This window comes from Bacillus sp. LR--39 (genome assembly GCF_053613335.1).
Genome location: NZ_JBSIOT010001517.1, coordinates 1 through 531 on the forward strand (window position 1 = coordinate 1; position 531 = coordinate 531).

General features: G+C 43.5%; 1 protein-coding gene. It reads left to right on the top strand.

Going from position 1 to position 531, the window contains the following annotated elements; all coding sequences use genetic code 11:
- Positions 1-50 precede the first annotated feature (50 nt).
- Positions 51-531 (top strand): TerC family protein (locus ACWHAR_RS31510; protein ID WP_452088983.1); only part of this gene is annotated, 481 nt, incomplete at its 3' end.

Below are 531 nucleotides of genomic sequence, written 5' to 3' on the forward strand. Positions count from 1 at the left end.
TAAGATCGGATGAAGAGAAAGAAAACAACTTTTTTGGGAGGGTATCATTTATGGATGCAGCATTATTATTAGAGTATGGTTGGGTTCTTCTCGTCTTGATCGGGCTGGAAGGGATTTTAGCCGCCGATAACGCGCTGGTTATGGCGGTAATGGTAAAACATTTGCCGGAGGAAAAAAGAAAAAAAGCGTTATTTTATGGATTGGCAGGGGCTTTTGTTCTGCGATTTGGCTCTTTATTTGCAATTTCTTTCTTGGTCAACGTATGGCAGGTTCAAGCGATTGGCGCGATCTATTTGCTGTATATCTCAGCAAGCCACTTATTGAAAAGATATGTATTTAAGAAAGAAGACACACATAAAGAGACGAAGCAAAGCGGTTTTTGGCCGACTGTTTTAAAAGTTGAGCTGGCAGATATCGCGTTTGCTGTTGATTCCATCTTAGCAGCAGTAGCGCTGGCGGTTACACTTCCTGGGACATCACTCCCGAAGATCGGCGGACTTGACGGAGGACAATTTCTCGTCATTTTGGCCG